This window comes from Bacillus sp. B15-48 (assembly GCF_016879755.1).
In the GTDB taxonomy this organism is placed as follows: Bacteria; Bacillota; Bacilli; order Bacillales; family Cytobacillaceae; genus Mesobacillus_B.
The window spans coordinates 14729-33670 of sequence record NZ_WOFU01000010.1 but is presented as its reverse complement, the minus strand read 5'-3'; the positions used below and the strand labels follow the sequence as shown (position 1 = coordinate 33670).

Below are 18942 nucleotides of genomic sequence, written 5' to 3'. Positions count from 1 at the left end.
AAAATCTCTGCTATTGCTTTCGCTAGCACTGCTGATCAAAGCTCAAACTCTACCAATGTATTTTGGATCCCTTGTGATTCCAGGTTGACCTGGGGTCCAATTCGCAGGGACTCCTTCTCCAGTCCTTCGCCCGTATTGTATCCCTTGGACCACTCTTAAAATTTCGTGTATATTTCGACCAACCTCCAAAGGATTTACGAATTTTGCAACAATCGTTCCTTCTGGATCAATAATAATGGTTGCTCTTAAAGAAGCTCCCGTTTTTTCATTTAGCACTCTGTAGGCTTTGCTAATCTTTTGTGTTCGATCACTTATTAGCGGAAACGTCACTTTAGAGGCTGAGGGCGAAACCTCAGTGAAAACCTTATGGGAATAAACACTGTCAGTACTAATCGCAAGTATATCAGTATTTAACGACCTCAGTTGATGATGGATGGCAGCGACCGCTGCCAACTCAGTCGGTCAAACAAAAGTAAAGTTACTTGCATAAAAAAATAAGATCACCCATTTTCCCCGATAACTTTCTAAGTGAATTTGCTTCATTTTCTTATTCACATTGTCGTAAGCTTCAGCAGTAAATAATGGTGCTTTATCGGTTGTTTGTGCACAAAAAGGTTGTAAAAAGTCGTTGTACATTGGACAAACTCTCCTCTTCCATAAAGTTACACTCATTTATCAATATGAATTTGACATATTGATGGTGTACTAAAATATCTAACATATGCTTTATTTTTGTGCGGGGAAACATTAGAAGACTGTTGCGTTGAGGTCGGCACATTAACAGTGAGTGGAATAGTAGAAGTAGCATTAATTAGAGCTTACACTGGTGGTTGTCTAGATGAGGGCCAATCAATTGGTCAAACTAATATCGGAGTTGTTAATGTAAATATTGTTTACTTCTTCTGTCCAGGTGGGGGACAGGCGCATTGTTGTTTATTGATATAATTGGATAAAATTGGAGAAACAGAAGAACCGTCCCCGTGTTTCGTTCCCGTGTTTCGTTGATTTCGGTTATAATAGAAGTAGTTTTCGAAAACTTCTAAATGTTAAATAATGACTGGATTTGAAAAAGGGGATGTAATCATTTTGAATACAAGGTTCTTAGATTTATTGGCACAAAGATATGATAGTGAAGAAAAAGTGGTTACTGAAATTATTAACCTTGAAGCCATCCTTAATCTGCCTAAGGGGACAGAGCACTTTGTTAGTGATTTACACGGGGAGTATCAGGCTTTTCAACATGTGTTAAGAAATGGAGCGGGCAAGGTAAAAGAAAAAATAAGTGATATTTTTATAGAGGTATTATCGGAAGAAGAAATTAATGAATTTGCGACTTTAGTTTATTATCCTGAAGAAAAGTTACAGTTAGTTAAAAATAATTATTTTAACGATGAACCGGGATTAAACGAATGGTATATGAAAACCATTGAGCATTTGATTCAGCTTACTTGTTACGCATCCTCCAAATATACACGGTCGAAATTACGCAGAGCCTTACCTAATCAGTTTGTTTATATTATCGAAGAGCTGCTATACAAAACAGATGAATTGTCCAATAAGAAGAATTATTATGAGAAAATTGTTCAGCAAATTATTTCTCTCGGTCAGGCGGATAAGCTCATTACTGGTCTTGCTTATACGATCCAGAGATTGGTTGTCGACCATCTCCATGTCGTTGGGGATATTTATGACCGGGGACCTGAACCGGATAAAATTATGGATACGCTGATTAATTATCATTCTGTTGATATTCAGTGGGGGAATCATGATGTACTCTGGCTAGGGGCCTTTTCTGGCTCAAAGGTTTGTCTAGCAAATATTATTCGTATCTGCGCTCGTTACGACAATTTGGATATTATTGAAGATGTATACGGAATTAACCTTAGGCCACTTCTCAATCTGGCTGAGAAATACTATGAGGATAACCCAGCTTTTAGACCGAAGAGACATTCAGATAAAGAACTTTCTGAACGGGAGAAATTACAAATTACGAAAATTCATCAAGCGATTGCGATGATTCAGTTCAAACTTGAAATCCCGATCATTAAGAGACGCCCATCCTTTAATATGTCAGAAAGGCTTTTACTTGAGAAAGTGGATTTTGAGAAAAACGAAGTAACGATTCAAGGGGAAACCTACCCTCTTGAAAATACTTGCTTTGCAACGGTGAATCCGGAAAAACCTGAACAATTATTAGAGGAAGAAGCCCAAGTGCTCGATAGATTGCTATTTTCTGTCCAGCATTCGGAAAAGTTGGCTAGACATATGAATTTTCTGATGAAGAAAGGCAGTCTTTATTTGAAATATAACGGGAATTTATTAATACATGGCTGTATCCCACTAGATGAACAAGGCAATCTGGAAGAAATGGTGATTGAAAATAAAAGCTATGCGGGCCGGGAGTTGCTTGATAAGTTTGAACATTATTTACGACATGCTTTTGCCCACCCAGAAGAGACGGATGAACTGGCGACAGATATGGTCTGGTATTTATGGACAGGAGAATATTCTTCTCTCTTTGGAAAAAGAGAAATGACGACCTTTGAAAGATACTTTATTAAAGACAAGAAAACCCATAAAGAGAGAAAGAACCCATACTATTATTTACGTGAAAAAGAGGAAATCTGCCGCAATCTTTTAATGGAATTTGATCTGAACCCAGATCAAGGCCACATCATCAATGGCCATACACCGGTTAAAGAGATTGATGGAGAAAATCCAATTAAAGCCAATGGAAAGATGATTGTCATTGATGGCGGCTTTTCCAAAGCCTATCAATCTACTACAGGGATCGCTGGATATACGTTATTATATAATTCCTACGGGATGCAGCTTGTTGCTCACAAAAAGTTTAATTCCAAAGAAGACGTTCTCCTTAATGGGGCCGATGTCTTATCTGTAAAAAGATTGGTCGATGAAGAACTAAAACGAAAAATGGTTTCAGAAACGAATGTTGGCGAGGAATTATTACAGGAAATTTCAATTTTGAAAAGCCTGATGGAATATCGCTATGTAAAATAAGAGCAAAAAACACTGACAAATGTTGTTATATCAATGTTTGTTCGTGTTTTTTGCTTTTTTCCGGTAAAGAAGGAGCCAGGCCCCTTTTTCATCCTGTTTTCATCTTTCTACTAATTCTAGCTTCTCACCATTTGGACCTTGGAAGAAGGCGATTTTAACTGTATCATTTAAAATGCTTCGGGGTACTTCATCTACTAATTTGACGCCTGCTTCTTTAAGACGTACGAGTTCGGCTTCTATGTTTTCAACCGTAAAGGCCAAGTGGTTCACAATCCCTTCGTTTTCAGCTTTACGGCCGTAGACAAGTTCAACCTCTACACTCGGCTGTTCAGGGAAAAACAAAAAAGCAAGCTCAACCGTATCATTTAACCACTCTCGTTTTCTTAATTCTAAACCGAGGATGTTTTGATAAAACGCCAAAGACTCGTCCATGTCATTGACGACAATCCCCACATGTTCCATTTTCACTTTCCATTCCTCCTAACGTAAAATTATGTATCATCCCTTATATAATAGTCTATATTTGGCAGTTTCAATAGCTGAAAGTTCAGGAAGAACGAAACTAATTAAAAAAATCGGAGTGAAAGTAGAAAAGAAGCTTAGCAAATGATAGCCAAGCTTCATTTATTTCTCTATTAAGGTTTATTTGTTACTGTTGGCAACTAACAGTAAGTTTATTTGAACTCCCACTTGTACTACCGAAGGACTTGACCTCAAATATAGTCGATTCACCAAGGTTGCACTGCACTTCTTGTTTTATAAAAAAAGTTCCGGCAGTGTCTGATTGGGTGTTTAATGTGTCAACCTTAACTTTTTTGTTGTTAACATACACTGTGAAGATTACTTTAATGGATTCATTTGCTTGAAACCCTAAACCTGAAATGGCAAGACGATTGGGCTCTACACGTCCTTCCATAGATTCCAGAATCACATCAATTCTTTGCTGACCGGTAGGGAGTGGTGGCGGAGGAGGAGGTGGTGGGGGAGCTATATCGAAATATTTCCATTCCTCTCCTTCGACCCAACTAGCCCCATGCACCGAACCTTCATAGGCAACCCACATGACATCGAGGCTGCCAGGGAACCTTGTAACAGCTGTGAGATTCTCCCAAGCACTTCCTGGTGGGGAGATTGTGTATTGTTCTACAGCTCCCCGTACCGTTCTCATGACGGATCTTTTTTTACTAATCCAAATTAAGTCTTTAGAGCCTGTAAATCTCGACAAGGCAGCAATTCCTGTGTTAGAGTGAACACCTTCTCCGTATGATACGGCAACAGAGGTTTGCCATTGATCTTCTTCCCATTTAGCACGAAAGATACTGTGGTCCATCGGGTTTCCTAGTCCACGATCGAATTGAACATGCCAAAACACTTCCATGCTCCATGGGTCTGTGGAAACCGCCTTGATACTTCCATTGGTCGACTCGACTGAACCGATTTCATATCGTTTCCATAGTCGATCTTCTTCACTTCTCGCACCTTTTACCTTTTTTTGTCCAATCCAAAATACATCCACACTCCCTGGAGTCCTCGAAACTGCCGTCAATTTTCCATAAGCACTCTGTTCAGGGGCAACTGGATATTTATTCCAATTATATCCATTCAACCATGTAGCGCCTTGGACCGTACCGTTTGTTCCAACCCAAAATACGTCCATGCTGCCAGGGATTTTTGACACAGATGTAATCCCACCCCAACGGTAGGCACTACCAGCAGGAGCCAATTCATACCGCTGCCGTTGTTCGCCTTCATTTAATCTGGCCCCTTGGACCGAGCCATCTTCCCCAATCCACCATACGTCCACCGTATTTCGATGTCTGGACAAGGCGGTGATATGATAAGCACTACCTGCAGGGGCTAATTCATATATGAACCATTGTTCGCCTTCTCCCGATTGTACACCATCTTCCCATTTAGCACCTTGGATCGAACCGTCTTTCTGAACCCACCACACATCTATGCTGCCAGGAAATCTGGACACCGCTGCGATTCTTTCATATTCAGCCACCAATATTTCCTCCTTTACGTTCATAATCATCGTAAAACTATTAATAGTATTTCTGATTCTCAGCTTTTTAATTTTCACTTCTCCGTCTTTTTAAACCTTTCTTTTCTTATCCTACGTGAAGTCTTTGTTTCATCTGATTCCCCTGCACCAGTTCCTTATGTTTTGTTAGATTGACCTCTTGTTTGTACATAATAAGAGCGAGTGGGCAGATTAATAGGACAAACTTTTTAAAATTAGATGGCAATTAGCTTTTTTATAGTTTTTAAATCCTTATGTTTAACGAATAGCGACAAAATAGAAGGTTGCCTAAAGATTTCTTATTCGAGGGGATTTTACTGATAAAATAGGGGGTCAATAATTATGAAGCCGTTTTTAATCGTTCGTAGAGATGATTTCATTCATTTTGGCATACAATGGTCGGATTTTCGGATTGAGTACAATGAGACATTAAACGAGAATCTCCCTCGTTTAGTAGCTTTAAATGACAATGCCCGAGTAACACTTACGTTTCCCCCACAGGTTCTGGGAGAGGAGATATTTTTATCAAATTTAAGCTATTCCGCATACGGGACTTTAGGGAGTCGCCTTTCTGGCACGAGTCAAGTCGAATTTAAAGTACCAGCAGAAACGTCAATCGAGCTGAACGCTGAGGGGATTCTTAAGGCATTGACAAGCCCTGGAGTCTTCATTCTACCTAGTGAAACGTTTGGTGAAAACTCGACAGCCATAGAGATTCCGTGGGGGCTAATTATGTCAGTAGTCACCGGAGATGGAGAAGGGAAGGTTGTGTCTGATCACCCGGTACTTCCGGTAACATCAACTTCGCGAGTGACCGGATTGTGGTATGCCCAGTTACGATCTACCGCTGGAAATGCGGAGGATGCTGGTCTATACCTCAAGCCACTGTATTATCGTCCGCACGATATCGTCAATTTTGTTACTAATGCGGTTATTGGACCCCCTCTTGCATCCATTGATAGGGGACAAATATACCAAAACAGCCAAGTTTCTCAGCCTCCATTTCTTCCTTATATAAGGCGTTTGGAACTCAGTGCATTGGGCGGGACACTTTCCTGCACGGCGAAATGGCGAAACTTCGAGTGGGATCATGAGGTCGTACTTGGTCGAGACCAGAAAATTCGTAAACAGACAGCCGGAGTGCTTTATCCTTTTGGACACAAAGCCTATGTTGAAGTTTTTACCGAACGAAAATTTAAAGACGGAAATGCTGTTTTATTGAACACCAATTGCCGGCTTGTGGTTACGGAGCCTATTCGCAATGCTGAGGGGGATGAAAGACTGGCACGTGAATTTCCATTCGACAAGATTGAAATCCTCCAACGTAGCTTTGATATTAAGTGTCCAAATCCTGGAGAAAGTCTATTTATTCCAAAAGTTGGCGAAGATCCGTTGCAGTTTCCGCTGCGTTGTGCTGGGACCAATGGGGATGTCATCTTTAATGTTCCGTTAGTATTCGCAAATACAGCGTTTTCGCACAATATTTCTGACCTTATAAGGAAGTGGGGCGATCACTGTAAGATTCCGTTACCAGGTGTTCCTATTGATTTAATTCGAGATAGGGGACGGAGTATTGATGTTCGAAACATTTTCGAAGTACACGAACTGACCATTTCGAGTGTTGTTCATAACGGAATGCTTTTTCCAAAGGTAGAGCAGTTAAAGGTAGAACTTCCAGCATTACGTGAACTACAGCCACACAAGCCAAGTTTGCCTATACCGGTTAAGTACACGCAAGAGTTCAAGGACTTTGGAGTAAATGATATACCGTTGGAACCGTTTAACGATATTGATATTGACTTTACGGAACGGCCTGAACTTTCAGGAGGATTAATCGCTCCGAAATTTCTGGCTAAGAAAATTTCACGTTCCTATGGTCCAATTCCAGATCCTAAATTAGATGTATCTACTATATTCAAGGACGCGACGTTACTTGGGTTACCACTTGAATCGATCATCCAAAACTATAAAGATCAAGAACCACCCAAGATTATTCAAACACCTGGAAATCCTCCAGGAGCGAAGATGGAGTGGCAGAATCTTCGTCTCACAGATTGTGGTCCATTCAGATCAAAAGACTCGACAGCGACACTCATAGTCGAACGCTCTTCATTAAAGTCCGAGATATGCTGTCAAGTTAAGAGCTTCGAGTTCGTTCTCCCGAAAGATCTGGTAAAGCTAAAGTTTGAATCGCTGGAATTTACACAGAAGCCGGGGTGTGCACCCGATGTGGAGATTGATGGATTGAAAATTGAGTTTGCTGGTGCTTTAAAATTGGTCGATGAACTCTTAAAAATCCTGAATGACTTTCTAGGTAACAACGGGCCGAAGATATCGACAATACCGTCTGGGATAAGTGCATCCTATACACTTGGTATTCCTGATGTACCTGCCGGGATGTTTGTCATGCGGAATGTTGCCGTCTACTGCGGTGTTGAAATCCCTTTTAGTCCAAACCCTGTTACTATGTCACTTGGCTTTGGAAAACGCGATAATCCGTTTAATCTTAGTGTTTTAATGTTCGGTGGCGGTGGTTATATTGACGTCCAGTTTGGGAACGGAGAGCTTACAAAGTTAGAAGGGTTAATGGAGTTTGGGGGGATGGTCGCTGTCAACTTCATCATTGGCAACGCTGAGGTACATGCCCTTGGAGGGGTTCGGTTCATTATGTCTGGAGGTCCTTTTGATCTTGAGGCCTTCATCCGGATCGGCGGAAGTATCAACATTTTAGGACTTGTTTCGGTGGCTGTTGAACTTGTTGTTAAACTTAACTATCGACCAACGAACCGACTGGTTGGCAGAGCGACATTAGTCATCGACGTTGATTTCACTCTGTTTTCTGAATCAGTCACCATTGACAGCGGTGAATGGGAGCTACTTGGTTCCATTCCAGCAAGGCGTAATGTTCCCATCTCTCTTGAAGAGGTAGATAGTGGAATAACAAGCTTGTTAGAGTATTATGAGGCGTTTGCTGATTAATAGTAAAAAATAATGACAGAAACATCTGAATAGCTAGTCACAATTTCTAAAGTCTGGATCTTCAAGGTTCAAATTGGGGGAAACAAGATAAGAATGGAAAGGGTGAACTTGAATGAGTGAGTTGCTATGGGTGACAGTCCCAGGTGGAACCAGTAAATATGGTGAGGAACATGATGTAGTTGTGCGCGTCCTGATTGCTCCAAGACTAGTGGGTCATTCCCTAAAAAGCGAAGGGATGGAGGAATGGCCGCCATCAGAACTTGTGGACATGAATAATAGGAACCAGAAGGTGAAAGTAGATTTTTCTCAGACAGAAGATGGTGAAATACAAACGGTGGAAATGACGCCTCATATCCAAGCAGAACCGGGGCTCTGGAAAACATTCTTTGGTCCAAATACGGTGGTGAATCCCCCGAGCCGACGGGAAGCATCTGCCCCAGAAGTAGCGGTTGACAGTACATCCACGAAGGCAAAAGATATTATAGAAACTTTTTGTGGAGCAGCGGAGAAGGAAATTTCTACTTTAGATTCTTTTATTGAAGCAGAACTAAAAAAACGCTGGAGTGGAGAGGAATTGCAAAATTCAACGCAGCCAGCAGTTAATGGTGGGGAATCAAATTGTCAGCCACCAGACTTTCATGGCACACTTGCTCTGCTTAGGGAACATCCGGCTGTGCTTCGGGCGCTAGGACTTATTATCGAATTAAGGATTCCAAGGTCGAATCTGTCTGGCGTGAATGCAGAGGGGATCGTTCGGGTGCGTTGGCCAGATGCACCAGCTTTCTTGCCAACGATTGTATCTCCGTGGACTAAGTATGTACAGGGTTTTTTGCCTGGCTCCGTTACAAATAGAGACACGAATATTCATGCTGGGATGGTAACACTGAACGAGCGGCAGGAGGGAGAGAGCTGGGAAGTAGTCACAGTCGAAGTGGATAACAGCGTGAAAAAGCTTAGAGATGCAGCTCGTGCCATTGATGCGACCACAGAACGAGACGATCCCCACTCTTTTATGCTGCCTGCTCTTCGAACAGCTGGGATGATGCTAGTTAGGCGTGGTCGACAGAACGATTTTAAAATGCGCCGCCGTGCTGCTGATGCTAACGCCCATCGTGACTCGATGAACGAAGCGATTCTAACGGCCGACGACCTAGTGCTTGGTTATAGAATTGACGTTAAGGAATATGGCAGAGATTGGTTCTCCTTGCACCAGCGTGAAGCTACATACAAGGTGTCTAACGAGGATGGGAACAAAGTCACGATTGGTGGGGGGACAATACGTGAGGAAGGCCATGTAAAGGCGCATGCTGCCATCCGGGATGAAAGCGGGAATGTATACACTGACGAGGTAGTCGCGTGCTGGAGAGGGTATAGCCTCTCGGTTCCGCTGCCGAGATTCGATCCCTCAGTAGATGACATTCGTCCTTTGCACTGTCCAGACATGCCTTTCCAGTTCGAAATGTCGTACGCTGTCCCTAAGAGAACGCTTCCCCGCTTGAGGTTTAGCCACACGTATCAATTACGGGCAAGAGTGGCAGACATTGCAGGAGGCGGGCTTGAGCTGAGCGACACTGCAGCAAACCGCTGCTTAACCGAACCGGAAACGTACCGCCGTTATGAGCCAGTATTGCCACCTGACCTGGTTCTTCCAGAAGGGTTGGAGCCCAAAAAATTAGGCCTCGGGGAATCCATTGCCCATTTGGTCATTCGCAGTGACGCTGATACGGATGTTCCTGAATTTCAAGCAACTGCCCGCCGTTTATTGGTCGCTCCACAAACACCACTTACCATGGCTGAGCAACATGGGGCCATAGACGGAATGAGTCCAGACCAAATAAGGGATCTAGTGAAACAAGCGCTCAAGTATGCCAACCAGCTTAGCCCAACGAATCCGAACGAGGTGCTCGTTCCAGATGTTGCTGCGGAAGGAGTGTGTGTGTTCCCGCGCCAAGAACCAGGTGGGCTGAATCTAGCCGGGACTGCACAGGGGTGGGGCGAGCGATGGCCGGACTTTCGATCAATGGAAATCATCCTAAAAGAACGGACAGCAGATGACTCGAACATCCTTGAATGGGAACAAGCGGATATAGAGAACCCGAGCATTAGAGCTCGACTTATTGTTCGTCTCGCCAAAGCCGAGGAACTCACGTTGGAACTTTCATCGTTCTTAAGGGGGAATTTTTTAGATCATTTAGCCATAAACGTTGAATCGCTTCCGGAAAATTCAAAGAAAGCGGCCATCTTAGGCCGGCATCCTATGGTGAACCCTGCAAGGGCGGTAACCTTAACGCATGCGGTGCGGCGGCCGCTTCAATCTCCTCAAGGAACATTCGTAGCAGAGCGGCAGGATGGCATGAACTATGCAGTACTTATACCAAAGGCCAACCCGCTTCTTGGGATCGATCCTAAAAGTACGGCAAAGCTTGAGATTCATGCCAGCTGGGAGGAGCCAACACACGATGGAAATAAACGGTTTGTAGAGAATGCTCCGGTGCAGACGATCCTGATTAATCGAAGTGATAAGTCCCTACAGGACATGATTCGGCATGAGTTCGGTGATACACGACATCGCAAGATTACCTATACGTTGACTGCAGTCAGCCGATTTCGGTCGTTTTTTGATGACGACGATGAGAACGCATTTACGACAAAAACGAACATTTCTGTTAGCATCCCTAGTTCAGCTCGTCCCGCACCACCATTAATTATGTCAACGCGCCCTGCATTCGTTTGGGAAGATTATCCCGAGGAGGGACAGCAATTTATGCTTAAACGCCTGCGTCAAGGAGGGCGTTTGAGAATTGAACTAAAGGGATCTTGGTATGAGACGGGTGCTGGAGAACAATTGGTTGTACTTGTAAGCAAAGACAATAATCCTCCGGATAAGGTCAAGTCGTTCATCACGCAGGTTGGGCGTGACCCAATCCATTCCACTTTGATATCAGGTAGTGCTTGGCTAACAGCTGCTGATTTTAGTGGAAAATCAGGAGAGTCATTTGAAATCTATCTTAAGGAAGTAGACACACATGTGATGGCCGTCCCTTATCAACCGTGGTTTCATGATGGACGCTGGTTTGTTGATATCGCGATTCCTCGTATGGCCAAAGAGGCCTATTGTCCTTTCGTTCAACTTGCGGTGGCACGCTATCAGCCCAATACTCTCGAAGAACTAGAACCGGTTTCCTCTGTGGTTATGACGGAAATGGTTCAGCTATTTCCAGATAGGACCCTTTATGTGCGGCGTAACGGAAATGAATTGTTCGTCAAACTCAACGGAGTGGCACCGGAACATCGGGCGAATTATTTTAGGTGGAAGGTTTTTTGGGAGAAATTTCAATCGCCACCTGGCATAGAGGCTCATAAGGTCGACTTAACCGCCCTTGAGGCCAACATTGACGGAATTCCCGCTTGGGTACCTATTAACTCCAATGTGATTTTTGGCGATTCTTCTTTAAATCGAGAAATCCGCCAAGAAATTCCAGAGGTGAATGAGCCGCTTCGAATTAGAATTCAGGAAGTGGAATCCATTAGTCGACACGATGCGGGAGGGGGAGATGGCAGAGCCTTTGAGGAACGAACCGTGTACAGTGACGTTGTGGATTTACCTAAAACCTGAATTACGATAGGTTCAGCATCTTCTTTAGAAAAGAAGTCTTGTAAAAAGTAAGCAACCCCTTTATTCATGATGGGGTTGCTTTAACGGTGCAAAACAACAAATTATAAATAGAGTGCTAAATCTAAACGATTTTATCACTTCAATTTTTGGTATAAGGCTTGTCCTTAATTGAGTAACTAGCGAAGGCAAAATAAGCGGAGTTTTTCCGCTTAAATGCAGAATGGAGCTCGTTTCGGGGGAGATAAGGGGAGATTTTCCGGTTATACAAATAAAAATCGCCCATTTTCACGTTTATCGAGTTAATAGTCGGAATCTCTCTGCTTATTTAAGCAATTTTCAATGCTATTTACTAATTTAAGCGGAATTTATACGTCTATTATTGTTAAGTGTCAAAGAAGGGAAGTAGGAATAACGATAAAAGCAGGGCAAATTCCAACATGGTTGCCCTGCTTTTTGTGCGACGGGCAGTCGCATTGTTCCACGTGATGGCCGTTCCTTTATAATCCCCATTGATTCACCAACAGACAGAATCTCCTAGCTTAGTTACAAAATAGGGAGATATTCGAACTTCGTTGACGGTCCATCTTCGGAAACATCGCCCCATTTGTTTTGAACTTTAACATCAACTATAGTCGAAACAAGCATGGGTGGAGGAAATACTTCAAGTCTTGTAGGTGACTGCTGTATTATAGCAGCAGGAACCCCTCCGAAAGTAACTTGGATAGGAGAATCAAATCCAAATCCCTCAATCACCACAGGTGCGAGTGAAGTGATCACGGCAGAGTTAGGAGTGATCGACGAGATGACGGGACCAGCAGCAATATCAATGTTTAATGCATCACAGATAGGGTCAATTAATGTAGCATAGGCGGTGGTTCCACTTTGGTCACTTATACTATTGAGGAGACCGACGACTTCCTGTCGACTATTCACAATCACCGAACCGGAGTCACCATGGTCGGCAAATTTTGCGCTAATTGGAAAGCCGACGATCTCAAGGGTAGTTGGTGTATTCGAATGCTCAGGTAAAATCGCTCTCACAAGACCATTCGTCAATCCCGTGGTTCTACCACGCTTCCACACTGGTTCCCAAGGTGAAACGAAACCTTTCCCCCTTACCGCGCCAATCTCTTGAATCGTGTTTGTGATATCTCGTTGAGAATTTGGCTTGATAATTGCTGCATCAAGATTTATAGAAGCATCCACACATTGGCCAATAACAAAAGAAGGTGTTTCGTCAGCAGGCTGATAAATGGTCATGTTCATATAATTATGAAGATTCGAACCGCTGCAATGGCCTTGAGGATCTAGAACATTGCAAGAAATATGTGAAGCCACATGCTCACAAGTAAGGAAATATTTTCGACTATCACTACGTCGGCGCACGATACAGCCAAGGGTTCCAGATTGCATATGGCCATTCCCATTTAAATCGAATATTAGCGTTTTTCCAATCTCAATTCCACCTTTAAGAATGTCGTATTTGGCATGATCAGCAATCAAGATTCTTTGGAACTGTTCAACGTCTGTAGGGAAGCCTTCAAAATGGCTAGGAACCATCTGAGATGGTGTAAGTTGTTCTGGTGATTTCTTTTCAGGTACATAGACAATTAAAGCTAATTGATCAAGGAATTCTCCTGATTTTCTTTTAACTCCAATCCCAAAACGGTACTTGGGGTTACTGTCTAGCAATTGTTTAAGTGATTCAAGAGCTTCGAATGCATTAGGTGGAATCGGTAGCGGGTGCTTAGGTGGCAAAGTTCATTCCTCCATTTTAAAAATTTTTAGTGTATAAAAAAGCAAAATATTAGTAAGTCCTTTCCTTTCAACAGGAGGTGGTTTGGGCTTGCTGTAGTCCTGCTTTATGTAGGGGGATCTTTGATCTGGTTATGTACTTTGAACCCTAAACTGAATTGTTTTTATTCTTACTATCATTATTTGAAATACCTAATTTTATATGTACTGAAAGCATAGGGGAGATTTTGGCATTCTGACTTGGTAGGTAGGTTCAGAGGGACAGGTCCCTCGACCCACTGGAATTATATGGTGGGTCAAGGTAGCTGTCCCTCTTTCACTGATAATATTTTATGGATTGGACAAGAATAGTCTATGGAAAGGAGGGATGATGAATGTTTGTGAGAAGGTTGATAACAGGATTAGTCGTTGTGCTTGCGATGATAAGTGTAATCATTCCAGGTTCATTCGGCGTATTTGCCGAATCGCGGGTCGTAACACAACCTGATGAGATGGAGAATGCGATTGAGGTCGAGTTGAACGATGATTACTTTAAACCGGATGTCATCACAATTCCCAATGGTGCAACGACAACACTAATATTGAAAAACAAAGGTAAAAAAGAACACACCTTTACAGTGGAAAAGCTCAATATTGACGCCGAAGTCCAGCCAGGAAAAGAAAAAACCATTACCGTGAAACCAGAAAAGTCCGGTACATATAAACTTATATGTCGGTACCATTTAAGGGAAGGGATGGTTGGAAAAGTAATCGTTAAATAACAAGGAAGGACAGTCCTGAACGTCCCAATTTAGAATTATATAGCGGAATGATAAGGTACCTGTCCCTCTGTCCCTCCAAAATTTGCTAGCAATAGTCATAATAGTTGTGACATTTTGGGTTAAACTAACAGAAACGAACCTTGTTGTTGAGGGGTGATCACATGTTGTTGACGGGGAACATTATTTCCGGTGAGTTTGATGAACTCACGAACGAATTTTCTTTACAGAAGGTAAAATCTTTTACCACACAATCGACGATTAAAGAAAACCAGTTAAAAAGTCTTTATGATTATTTAGAAAAACATCGGGATGACATGGATGGTCAAATCATCACTTTATATGATCAAATGCCTTTACGCTTAAGCCAAGAGGAAATTAACCTTTTTATAGCAGATCTTGAAAAAGTTCAGTTAATGTATCGCCAATAAGACTAATAGAAAAAAAACGGCGCTTTTTTTGAATAAGAAAAAGCGTCTGTTTGATGTGTCCATACAAATTCGAGTTTTGAGACTGCCACCTTGCTAATTCCTTCATAAAAATTAATGTTTTTACAGTATTGTCAAGCAGTCTTTCAAATAACATGGTATTGTCGAATTATTGACATTGACAATTTTCCTTTGTCATGGAAATATTATATTGAAAACCCCACATGTTTTTCTGCTCTTACCCACATTTTAACGCTTCGTACACATGAAAATCCTTGAGAAAAATTGCTGTGAATAATTCCATCGTTTTTTAAACCTTTAATTTGAAACTTCTACGTTATTCCGTCTGCTTTATTTCCTTATATCTTCCACTCTTTCCAAAATGAAAATGGCTTTACAAAAAGTAGAATTGAAAGGAGTGATAACCAAAATTAACTATTTTAAAATCTTAAAAAGTCTGAGTGTATGATTCATTTTGTGGATTAAAAAAATTTAAATTTGGAGGAGAATCATTAATGGGACACGATATTTCAGGATGCAATAACGCAGGAAAAGAAGTTGCCTATGCACGTTTTAGCATGGGGAATTACAATGCTATCATACTGTACAGTTTGCTTGATGCAGAAAAATACTATGCTGGAGTCAGCGGAACAGGTGAAAGTTCAATTTTTACCTTCCAACAAATGGAGGAGGCTTTAAATGCGTGCAATCAATTATTTGATAGTAGTGTGCCTCAAAAAGAAATGAATTGGGATCAGAAACAAATCCAGGATTTTATTTTAAACTGTTTAGAAACAGCACAAAAGGAGGGGAGTGTAAAAGTTTTTTTTTGTTGACTGCTTTAAACATTTAGCTTACTCGGAATTTTCCACTTCTATAACCTTTTATCCATTTCCCTTCCTTTAACCTCTAATGAGTTTCTTTTTAAAAAACACAATAAGACATATTGTTAAATTCATTTTTAAAATTATTTGCCACCACTAATTTTATACAATGAATGGTTTATTTAATTTTATAGTTTTGCCTAAATAAACTCAATTTATCCAAGGTTTTTTCCTCTTTTTATCGAATGTTTAATAAATGATATAATACAATAAAATCGGTACGATAACAAAGCGAAATCTAGTTAAAATAGATCGTTTTTATCCTGAGAGGTGAGAAAAAAATGTTTGAACAAATTGACCAAAAAAAAGCACGTCTTGATGGAAAACGTCCTTTGCCAAAATACACAGTGAGAAGTTTACGTGAAAAGCTATTGCTTGAATGGACATATAATACAAACGCTATTGAAGGGAACACGTTAACCTTAAATGAAACGAAGGTAGTATTGGAAGGCATTACAGTTGGTGGAAAAACGATGCGTGAACACTTGGAGGTCATCAACCATCGTGATGCAATTACGTATGTGGAAGAAGTTGTCCAAAGCAAAGAACCTTTATCAGAATGGCAGATAAAAAATCTACATCGACTCATCCTAAAAGGGATAGATGATGAGTATGCAGGAATCTATCGAGATCAACAAGTATTTATTTCAGGGGCCAAACATACGCCACCAGCTCCTTATCTTATTAAGGAACAAATGGAACAACTCATGAATTGGTACAAGCGAGAAACAAAAAAATTGCATCCAATCACACGTGGAGCGATGTTACATGCACTGTTTGTAGGTATTCACCCTTTTATTGATGGAAATGGACGTACTTCACGCTTATTACTTAATTTAGAGCTGATGAAAGATGGATTCCCACCGATTATCATTAAAGTAGAAAATCGGTTAAATTATTATGAAGCCTTAGACAAAGCCCATACTCAACAAGATTATAATGACTTTATTCAGCTAGTTGCAAAAGAGGCAGAGGACTCAATAGATTTGTATTTGAGTGCGATTGAATGATGTCTCTAAGGTGTAAACAAATTAGATCCAGTGCCTGACCCCCAGTATGATATAGAATTAACGCATTAGTATAGTGGGGGAATGACCAAAATACTTGTGCAGAAAAACCACCCTCAATAGAGAAGCAAAGGACAAACGTTTTCGTTTTGTCCTTTTTTTGCGCGCAATTTTAAGCCTTGTCCCTTTGTATAAAAATATCCCTTCAAAAATTCGTCACACTTTTTTTACAGATGGCCTGTCCATTTTGAAAAGAAATTTATATTTAAAAGATGAGAGGTTTTTCAAATTGACTGAGTGCTTGAATCAAAAGGAGGAATAGTGAAGGATGAGTAGATTATTAGTGAATGAGGCACCAATGATGCTTTTACCGAAGTTAGCGGCGAAGATTGGTTTGAATGAAACGATTTTTATTCAGCAGCTCTATTATTGGTTGAATGAAAGTAAGCATGTTCATGATGGACATCGGTGGGTGTATAACACATACGAAGATTGGCATGATCAATTTCCATTCTGGTCCATCAGCACGATTCGCCGAATCATCGCGAAGCTTGAACAGGAACAATTCATCATGACCGGAAATTACAATCGATTGAAATTAGATAAAACGAAATGGTACCGCATTAATTATGAAGCTTTAGAAGCCCTATACGATGAAGAAACCTTATCCCCTGTTGTTCACAATGAAGAAGAAGTGAGCTTACCGAGTAATCAAGATGAACAATACATGGCTTCTAACTGGGCAGCAGAAGAGGCTGCGTTGAACACACCAATACCAGAGATTACTTCAGAGATTACGTCAGAGAAAGAAGAAATTAAAGAAACGCACGCGAAAGAGGAGAATCCATTCCAATTTTTCGAACAAAATGGATTTGGAACGATCGGTGGATACATCTCTGAAAAAATTTCGAGCTGGTGTAACGACTTATCCGAGAAACTAGTCATCGAGGCGATGAAATTAGCGGTTGAAAATGGGTCGAAAAACTGGAGGTATATTGAAGCAATCCTTCGTGATTGGGCCAGTAAAGGGTATAAGTCCGTGGATGAAGTTCAGGCAGCACAACTTGCGTATATGGAACAAATCGCAAAAAAGAAGAACAAGTCTTCTCCGAATCACATCGGTAGAGATATCCCGAATGGTTTTCAAGTGGATCTTTGTGCAGGGGAGGAGGATGAGGAATGTTAGTTGAAAAAGCTTTCTTAGGGTGCTTGATGAAGGCGAGCTATTTAATGAAAGATACGGTGATTCGTCCCGAACAGTTAGCAGAAACGTGGAATCGAGAAATCATGTAGAAGATGATGGAGTTTACTCAATGTGGCAAAGGAATCGATTTAATTACGCTATCGATGATTGAAAACCTGGAGTTTTACGGAGGAATTTCCTATTTGAGTGAATTGCAAGCTCATGCGGATGTCGAGAAATTTAACGAAATCGAGGATTTAATTCTCGAAGCATGGAAGGAACGGGAGAAGAATAATATTTTATTTCTAGCTGCCAAAAATGATTGGGAGATTGAAAAAGTGATTGCCGAGCTCGATAAAATAAACGAAATCAAGATTGATGATCATAAGTCAATCACCGATGCATTGGCCGAGATGTATGAGGCCCCTTGGCAGGAGAAAGAGTTATTTACAAGCGCGACCATAAATGGCAGGATGTCTTGGTGCATCTGAATGAGACCAAAATTCAAATTTTTGATGGTCCAGGACAAACCGTTCCGGAAATGAGAGCGAAGACACGGAAGATGATTCACCAAATTCCAAAGAAAAAACCGATTATATTTATCGACTATTTGACCTTAATCGGGACAAATCAATCTTATGGCGGGAATTTACATATGCAGGTGACGGAAATATCGAGAAGTCTAAAACTGATGGCAAAAGAATTTTCTTGCCCGGTCGTTTGCTTAGCACAGCTCAATCGAAATGTCGAAAGTAGAACGAATAAACGACCGATGATGTCTGATATTCGTGAATCCGGGAGTGTGGAGCAAGATGCTGATATCATTGTGTTCTTGTACCGTGAAAAATATTACGACAGGAGTGAGGGGAACCCTCTGCTTGAGTTAATTGTTTGCAAAAATCGGAATGGTCAAGTTGGGACAGCCATGATATAACGAATGTACAGGCAGGATTGAGAATTTGCCGGAAAATGCATAAGTGTGAAAAATGTGGGCAGTTCCATTACCCTCCTATTTAATTCTAAAAACACCTATATTTATTAAAAATACCAAAAGTTAGGGAAACACTAGAACCGTCCCCCCGTTTCCCGTTTCCCGTTTAATCTCTCTTGATATCGGCCATAATTATAGAAGTGTATGTAATCATTAATCGCATCGGAAGTTCTTTATATGTCTCGGGAAGTAAGGTGCCTGTTCCCGAGTACGTTAATACTTTAGCACAACGGGGGACAGGCACCTTTTTCTAAAAGCAAATCATTTTAAATGCTCAATGACAATTTTTAAGTC

The 18942-nt window shown here is 41.2% G+C and carries 15 protein-coding genes; 11 read left to right on the top strand and 4 right to left on the bottom strand.

Features of this window, described 5'->3' with window-relative positions; all coding sequences use genetic code 11:
* Positions 1 to 42 precede the first annotated feature (42 nt).
* On the bottom strand, positions 43 to 636 hold the full coding sequence (locus GNT69_RS21625) for a peroxiredoxin (protein ID WP_275411271.1): 594 nt from the start codon (positions 634 to 636) through the stop codon (positions 43 to 45).
* A 147-nt stretch (positions 637 to 783) separates the two neighbouring features.
* On the opposite strand from GNT69_RS21625, the gene GNT69_RS21615 reads away from it, so the two are divergent.
* Both GNT69_RS21615 and GNT69_RS21610 read left to right on the top strand, forming a co-directional pair.
* Positions 784 to 945 (top strand): hypothetical protein, encoded by a 162-nt coding sequence (locus tag GNT69_RS21615; protein ID WP_203557072.1) that lies wholly within the window; start codon positions 784 to 786, stop codon positions 943 to 945.
* Between the two features lie 108 nt (positions 946 to 1053).
* Positions 1054 to 3021: a fructose-1,6-bisphosphatase gene (locus GNT69_RS21610; RefSeq protein WP_481747697.1), complete on the top strand. Its 1968-nt coding sequence runs from the start codon at positions 1054 to 1056 to the stop codon at positions 3019 to 3021.
* A gap of 99 nt (positions 3022 to 3120) precedes the next feature.
* Here the strand turns inward: GNT69_RS21610 and GNT69_RS21605 are convergent, their stop codons facing one another.
* Positions 3121 to 3483: a VOC family protein gene (locus GNT69_RS21605; protein WP_203557123.1), complete on the bottom strand. Its 363-nt coding sequence runs from the start codon at positions 3481 to 3483 to the stop codon at positions 3121 to 3123.
* Positions 3484 to 3670: 187 nt separating this feature from the next.
* Positions 3671 to 5029, bottom strand: a complete 1359-nt coding sequence (locus GNT69_RS21600) for a hypothetical protein (RefSeq protein ID WP_203557070.1) — start codon at positions 5027 to 5029, stop codon at positions 3671 to 3673.
* Between the two features lie 360 nt (positions 5030 to 5389).
* On the opposite strand from GNT69_RS21600, the gene GNT69_RS21595 reads away from it, so the two are divergent.
* Together GNT69_RS21595 and GNT69_RS21590 are read left to right on the top strand one after the other, a co-directional pair.
* On the top strand, positions 5390 to 8026 hold the full coding sequence (locus GNT69_RS21595; RefSeq protein WP_203557069.1) for a hypothetical protein: 2637 nt from the start codon (positions 5390 to 5392) through the stop codon (positions 8024 to 8026).
* A gap of 112 nt (positions 8027 to 8138) precedes the next feature.
* Positions 8139 to 11642 carry a hypothetical protein gene (locus tag GNT69_RS21590; protein WP_203557068.1) on the top strand — a complete coding sequence of 1168 codons (3504 nt, stop codon included), beginning with the start codon at positions 8139 to 8141 and terminating at the stop codon, positions 11640 to 11642.
* 543 nt (positions 11643 to 12185) lie between these two features.
* Here GNT69_RS21590 and GNT69_RS21585 read toward each other — a convergent pair.
* Positions 12186 to 13400: an IPT/TIG domain-containing protein gene (locus tag GNT69_RS21585; RefSeq protein WP_203557067.1), complete on the bottom strand. Its 1215-nt coding sequence runs from the start codon at positions 13398 to 13400 to the stop codon at positions 12186 to 12188.
* Positions 13401 to 13771: 371 nt separating this feature from the next.
* Here GNT69_RS21585 and GNT69_RS21580 point away from each other — a divergent pair, with 371 nt between their 5' ends.
* From GNT69_RS21580 to GNT69_RS21550, 7 genes are all read left to right on the top strand, one after another.
* Complete coding sequence (locus tag GNT69_RS21580; RefSeq protein WP_203557066.1) at positions 13772 to 14158, top strand: cupredoxin domain-containing protein; 387 nt, start codon at positions 13772 to 13774, stop codon at positions 14156 to 14158.
* A gap of 161 nt (positions 14159 to 14319) precedes the next feature.
* The gene (locus tag GNT69_RS21575) at positions 14320 to 14586 is read left to right on the top strand and encodes a hypothetical protein (RefSeq protein WP_203557065.1); all 267 of its coding nucleotides are present in this window, start codon (positions 14320 to 14322) and stop codon (positions 14584 to 14586) included.
* A 512-nt stretch (positions 14587 to 15098) separates the two neighbouring features.
* Positions 15099 to 15419 carry a hypothetical protein gene (locus GNT69_RS21570; RefSeq protein ID WP_203557064.1) on the top strand — a complete coding sequence of 107 codons (321 nt, stop codon included), beginning with the start codon at positions 15099 to 15101 and terminating at the stop codon, positions 15417 to 15419.
* 329 nt (positions 15420 to 15748) lie between these two features.
* Positions 15749 to 16477, top strand: coding sequence for a Fic family protein (locus GNT69_RS21565; protein WP_203557063.1), 729 nt, complete (start codon positions 15749 to 15751; stop codon positions 16475 to 16477).
* Between the two features lie 325 nt (positions 16478 to 16802).
* Positions 16803 to 17660 (top strand): DnaD domain-containing protein, encoded by an 858-nt coding sequence (locus GNT69_RS21560; RefSeq protein WP_203557062.1) that lies wholly within the window; start codon positions 16803 to 16805, stop codon positions 17658 to 17660.
* Between the two features lie 110 nt (positions 17661 to 17770).
* A complete protein-coding gene (locus tag GNT69_RS21555) occupies positions 17771 to 18148 on the top strand; it encodes a P-loop NTPase family protein (RefSeq protein WP_203557061.1) in 378 nt (125 codons plus the stop codon).
* Entirely contained in the window at positions 18139 to 18591 is a 453-nt protein-coding gene (locus GNT69_RS21550) for a DnaB-like helicase C-terminal domain-containing protein (RefSeq protein ID WP_203557060.1), read from the top strand. Before GNT69_RS21555 ends, GNT69_RS21550 begins: the two co-directional genes overlap by 10 nt.
* The last annotated feature ends 351 nt before the right edge of the window (positions 18592 to 18942 follow it).